6 protein-coding genes are annotated in these 5,103 nt (G+C 71.7%); 3 read left to right on the top strand and 3 right to left on the bottom strand.

The window, feature by feature from the left end; genetic code table 11:
- On the top strand, positions 1-564 hold a 564-nt coding region (locus PV363_RS15795; protein ID WP_301022828.1), incomplete at its 5' end, for an SDR family oxidoreductase.
- Here the strand turns inward: PV363_RS15795 and PV363_RS15790 are convergent.
- Positions 561-1,805 carry a D-arabinono-1,4-lactone oxidase gene (locus PV363_RS15790; RefSeq protein ID WP_301022827.1) on the bottom strand — a complete coding sequence of 415 codons (1,245 nt, stop codon included), beginning with the start codon at positions 1,803-1,805 and terminating at the stop codon, positions 561-563. The two genes, PV363_RS15795 and PV363_RS15790, sit on opposite strands and share 4 nt — an antisense overlap.
- Before the next feature lie 300 nt (positions 1,806-2,105).
- Between PV363_RS15790 and PV363_RS15785 the strand changes: the two genes are divergently transcribed.
- Positions 2,106-3,428, top strand: coding sequence for a M20/M25/M40 family metallo-hydrolase (locus PV363_RS15785; RefSeq protein WP_220341666.1), 1,323 nt, complete (start codon positions 2,106-2,108; stop codon positions 3,426-3,428).
- A gap of 15 nt (positions 3,429-3,443) precedes the next feature.
- Here PV363_RS15785 and PV363_RS15780 read toward each other — a convergent pair whose 3' ends face one another.
- Both PV363_RS15780 and PV363_RS15775 read right to left on the bottom strand, forming a co-directional pair.
- Positions 3,444-3,629, bottom strand: coding sequence for a DUF5703 family protein (locus tag PV363_RS15780; RefSeq protein ID WP_220341667.1), 186 nt, complete (start codon positions 3,627-3,629; stop codon positions 3,444-3,446).
- A 10-nt stretch (positions 3,630-3,639) separates the two neighbouring features.
- Positions 3,640-4,584: an aldo/keto reductase gene (locus tag PV363_RS15775; RefSeq protein WP_220341668.1), complete on the bottom strand. Its 945-nt coding sequence runs from the start codon at positions 4,582-4,584 to the stop codon at positions 3,640-3,642.
- Between the two features lie 116 nt (positions 4,585-4,700).
- Between PV363_RS15775 and PV363_RS15770 the strand changes: the two genes are divergently transcribed.
- A partial coding sequence (locus PV363_RS15770; RefSeq protein WP_301022826.1) for an LLM class flavin-dependent oxidoreductase occupies positions 4,701-5,103 on the top strand: 403 nt, incomplete at its 3' end.

Raw genomic sequence — 5,103 nt, 5'->3', positions numbered from 1 at the left:
ACCATCGACCTCTGGATCAACAACGCCGGCGTCGCACGTACGGTCCACCCGGTCGTCGACCTGCGCCCCGACTGGATCGTCGAGATGGTCACCTCCAACATGGTCGGCACGATCCTCGGCAGCCGTGTCGCCGTACGCGGCATGACCGCCCAGGGGCACGGCCAGCTCGTCAACATCCTCGGTGGCGGGTCGGACGGCAAGATCCGGCCCGGCATGACCGTGTACGGCTCGACCAAGCGCGGCCTGCGGGCGTTCACCGATGCTCTGGTGCGCGAGACCGCGGGCGGCCCCGTCCGCATCGCGTCGGTCAGCCCGGGAGTCGTCGTCACCGACGGCATGATCCGAGAGGCCCGCGAGCTGGGGCCGGAGGGCTTTGCCAGGGTGCGCAAGGCGATGAACATCCTCGCCGACCCGGTGGACGACGCCGCGCCGGCGATCGTCGACATGATCCTGTCCAACCCCAAGCACGGTGCGACGCTCAAGCGCGTCAGCAGCCTCGAGCTCGGCATGCGCTTCGCCAAGGGCGGCAAGGGCCGTGACGTCTTCGCCGGCGCAGGACTCTAGGAGCGGAGCACCGTGCGCTCCAGGAACGCGTTGCGGAAGCACCGGTCGGGGTCCCGGCTGTCGGCCAGGGCCTGGAAGTCAGGAAGGCGCGGATAGAGCTCGGCGATCCGGTCCGCGCCGAGGCTGAACCACTTGCCCCAGTGCGGGCGCGCCCCGAACGGCGCCAGTGCCTCCTCGATCTCCGGCAGGAGCCGCCGCACGGCGTCGGGCTCGCGGACGAGGGTGAAGTGGATCGCGACGGTGTCGCGGCCGTACGCCGGGCTCAGCCACAGGTCGTCCCCGGGAACCGTGCGGATCTCGCTCACCTGCAGGAGCGGGTCGATCCGCGGACCGAGCGCACGCAGCGCCTCGAAGGCCGCCGTGGCACGGCCGCGCGGCAGGAGGTACTCGCTCTGGATCTCCGCACCGACGCTCGGCGTGAACCCCGCACGGAAGTGCGGGAGCCGCTCGAACCACGGCCCGCCCACTCCCAGCTGCGCCGTGGCGTGGATCGCGTCGATGCCGAGGATCGGGTGCTGCCCGACGGTCGCCGGCACCCCCCACCGGACGGTCGGCTCGGTCGGCCGACGGCTCTTCATCCAGACCTGGTCGACCACGTCGCCTCCCCAGCGGGTGAAGAGGCTCACACTGTCGGCCGACGAGGAGACCGCGTCGAAGTCCGTGAGGACCGTCTCCCACGGCACCGCGTTGCGCACGTCCTGACGGACGTCGTACGTCGGCTCGACGCGCAACGTCACCCGGGTGACGATCCCCAGGGCTCCGAGGCTCACGACCGCGCCGCGGAGGTCCGGGTCGGCCTCGGTCGTCCACGCCAGGTCGCCGTCGGGTCCGACCGTCTCCAGGGCGGTGACCGCACCGGCGAGCGTCGGGGCGGCGTCCCCCGACCCGTGCGTCGCTGTGGCGACGGCACCCGCGACGGAGATGTGCGGCAACGACGCCATGGCGCCGAGCGCCCAGCCGGCACGGTGCAGCACCGGCGCGATCTCGGCATACGAGGCCGCGGCACCGACCGTGGCCGTGCCGGCGTCGGCGTCCACGACCACCGTGCGCGGGATCGCGTCGAGACTCACCAGCAGCCCGGCCGAGTCCGCGAGGTCGTGGAAGGAGTGACGGCTGCCCAGCGCACGCACGCGTGGAGAGTCCGCCACAACCCTGCGGAGCTCGTCCACGCTCGACGGACGGCGCAGGGCGGCTGCCGCGTACGTGTGGGTCTCGGCCCAGTTGCGACCCGGGGTCGTCACGAGTCCACCGTCCCACGGCCGAGGCTCGGGTGGCAGGTCCCGGACGCACGAGATCCCGGCCAGGAGACCTGACCGGGATCGTGTCGTGTGCGCGAGGGGGGACTTGAACCCCCATGCCCTAATACGGGCACTAGCACCTCAAGCTAGCGCGTCTACCTATTCCGCCACCCGGACAGGGTTGGTGACCGGCGTCGTGCGTCGTTCACCGTGCGTCAGAACTCTAGCAAACACCCGCCGCTCAACCCCAAACCGGGGGGCGCCCGTTGGCCGCCGCCCGCCCTGGCCAGGCAGGATGGGGGAATGACCGCCGGTGACCAGCGTGAGACCCCCGTCCTCGATCCTGCTGCGGAGGTCGTCGAGATCTGCCGGAACCTGATCCGGATCGACACGACGAACACCGGCGACAACACCGGTCCGGGGGAGCGGAAGGCCGCAGAGTACGTCGCCGAGCTGCTGGCCGAGGTGGGGCTGGAGTCCGAGATCGTCGAGCTGTCGCCAGGCCGGACGAACGTGCTGGCACGGTGGGAGGGCAGCGACTCCACCCTGCCGCCGCTGCTCGTCCACGGGCACCTCGACGTGGTCCCGGCTCAGGCGTCCGACTGGTCGTACGACCCGTTCGCCGGTGAGATCGTCGACGGCTACCTGTACGGCCGCGGCGCGGTCGACATGAAGGACTTCGACGCGATGGTGCTGTCGGTCGTCCGGGCACGTCGCCGCGCGGGCACGCCGCCACGACGGACGATCGTGCTCGCGTTCACGGCCGACGAGGAAGCGGGCTCCGTCCACGGAGCCCACAAGATCGTCGACCACCACGCCGATCTCGTCGCCGACTGCACCGAGGCGATCGGAGAGGTCGGCGGGTTCTCGACGCACATCGGCGGCAAGCGCCTCTATCTGCTGGAGGCGGGGGAGAAGGGGCTCGCCTGGATGCGCCTCTCCGCTCAGGGCACCGCGGGGCACGGGTCGATGGTGCACGACGACAACGCCGTGACGGCCGTCGCTCGTGCCGTCGCCGCGATCGGCGACCACGACTGGCCGTACGAGCCGGGCCCCTCGATGCAGGCGCTGATGGCGAAGGTCCGCGACCTGACCTCGGCGACCGATGCCTCGATGGAGGAGCTGCTCGCGGAGTTCGGACCCGCCGCCCGCATGGTCCGCGCCGGCATGCGCAACATCAGCAACCCGACGATGCTCGAGGCCGGGTACAAGGTCAACGTCATCCCCGGTGAGGCGGCGGCCCACGTGGACGGGCGGTTCCTCCCAGGCCAGGAGGAGGCGTTCCTCGCCCAGGTGCAGGCGCTGGCCGGCGACGCGGTCAGGATCGATCCCGTCACGGTGCAACCCGGTCTGGAGTACCCGTTCAGCGGCGACCTCGTCGACGCGATGACCGTGGCGCTCCATGCCGAGGACCCCGAGGCGCACGTCGCCCCGTACCTCATGTCGGGGGGCACCGACGCGAAGGCGTGGCACCGGCTCGGGATCCGCTCGTACGGGTTCACGCCGCTGCGCCTGCCGGCTGACCTCGACTTCACCGCCCTCTTCCACGGAGTCGACGAGCGGGTGCCGACCGACGCGCTGGAGTTCGGGGCGCGGGTGTTCGACCGGCTGCTCGACCTGGCCTAGCGGCGGGCTGGCTGGTCAGAGGGTGCTGCGGACGCGGATGATGCGTCGTCGTAGCGTCACGCGCCGCCGCCCGTCGGGGAAGAGGCGCAGCCGGGCGAGCTCCCAGCCCTGGTGCTCGGCGGCGTCGACCAGCAGACGGCGCACGGCCTGACGGGACTCCGTGCGCGGCAACCAGAACCGCTGGAACTCGTACTCCGTCACACCGCCTCCGTCACACCGTCTCGATCGACACGTCCTCGAGCGCCTCGACGATCTCGTCCGGGAGCGAGACCTCCTCGACCGAGAGCGCTGCCTTCAATTGTGCCGCCGTCCTGGGACCGATGAGGGCGCTGGCGACGGCGGGGCGGTCGCGGACCCACGCCAGCGCCACCTCGAGCGGAGCGAGCTGCAGGCCCTCGGCGGCTCGGCAGACCGCCTCCACGACCTGGCGGCAGCCCGCATCGAGATAGGGCTCGACGAATCCCGACAGGTGGTCGGAGGCCGCGCGCGAGTCCGCCGGGATGCCGAAGCGGTACTTGCCGGTCAGCACCCCGCGCCCGAGCGGTGACCACGCGAGCAGACCGACGCCGAGCGCCACCGACGCCGGGACGACCTCACGCTCGGCCTGACGCGCGAGGAGCGAGTACTCCACCTCCGTCGCCACGATCGGCGCGCTGGCCTCACGCAGCGCCTGACGCGTGTGCGCGTACGCCGTCTGCCAGCCGGTGTAGTTCGCGACGCCGACGTATCGGGTGCGCCCGGTGGCGACGGCGTGGTCGAGGGCCGACAAGGTCTCCTCGGGCGGGACGCGGGGGTCCCAGCCCTGGACGAGCCACAGGTCGAGGTGGTCGACGTGGAGGCGAGCGAGGGAGTGGTCGAGGGCCGAGAGCATCGCGCCGCGCGACGTCCCGCAGCGTCCGGGAGCGATGCTGGAGCCGGCTTTGGAGACCAGCACCACGTCGTCTCGGCGGACCTCACCGAGCAGCTCACCCAGGAGGGTCTCGCTCGCCCCGGCGCCGTACGAGGCCGCCGTGTCGATGAGCGTCCCACCGGCCTCGAGGAAGAGGCGAAGGATGTCAGCGGCCTCGTGCTCGTCGGTGTCACGCCCCCACGAGGCCGTGCCGAGACCGAGCCTCGAGACGGCGAGTCCGCTGCCTCCCACGAAGCGTTCTTGCATGTCTCTCCTCGGGTGAAGGCCCGCGCCGGACCCATGTCGGAAGGCTAGTCGAGGCCGCGGGTCGCGTGCCGCTAGGCTCGCCCTGCGCCGAGCACGTCGATGAAGGGGAGCAGAGCATGAGGCTGGGAGTCAATGTCGGCTACGTCGCCGGGCCCGACGTCGCGGAGCGGGTGGAGACGGCCGTGTACGCCGAGTCGCTCGGCTACTCCTCGGCCTGGGCCGCGGAGGCCTACGGCTCCGACGTGCCCACGCTCCTGTCGTGGATCGGGGCGCGCACGACGACCCTCGAGCTCGGCACCGCGATCCTTCAGATCCCCGCTCGCACGCCCGCGATGACGGCGATGACCGCGGCCACGCTCGACCGCCTGTCCGAGGGCCGGGTGCGCCTGGGCCTCGGTGTCTCCGGACCTCAGGTGTCGGAGGGGTGGCACGGGGTCAAGTTCGACAGGCCGCTCGGCCGGACCCGGGAGTACGTCGAGATCGTCCGTACGATCCTCGCCCGCGAGGAGCCGCTCAACT

The organism is Mumia sp., from assembly GCF_028803055.1.
GTDB lineage: Bacteria > Actinomycetota > Actinomycetes > Propionibacteriales > Nocardioidaceae > Mumia.
This window is presented reverse-complemented; position numbering and strand designations above follow the sequence as displayed.

What these genes read in the sequence shown, in the direction of transcription:
- PV363_RS15785 (WP_220341666.1), top strand. Translation starts at nt 2,106, where the DNA reads ATGACCGCCGGTGACCAGCGTGAGACCCCCGTCCTCGATCCTGCTGCG.
- PV363_RS15775 (WP_220341668.1), bottom strand. Translation starts at nt 4,584, where the DNA reads ATGCAAGAACGCTTCGTGGGAGGCAGCGGACTCGCCGTCTCGAGGCTC.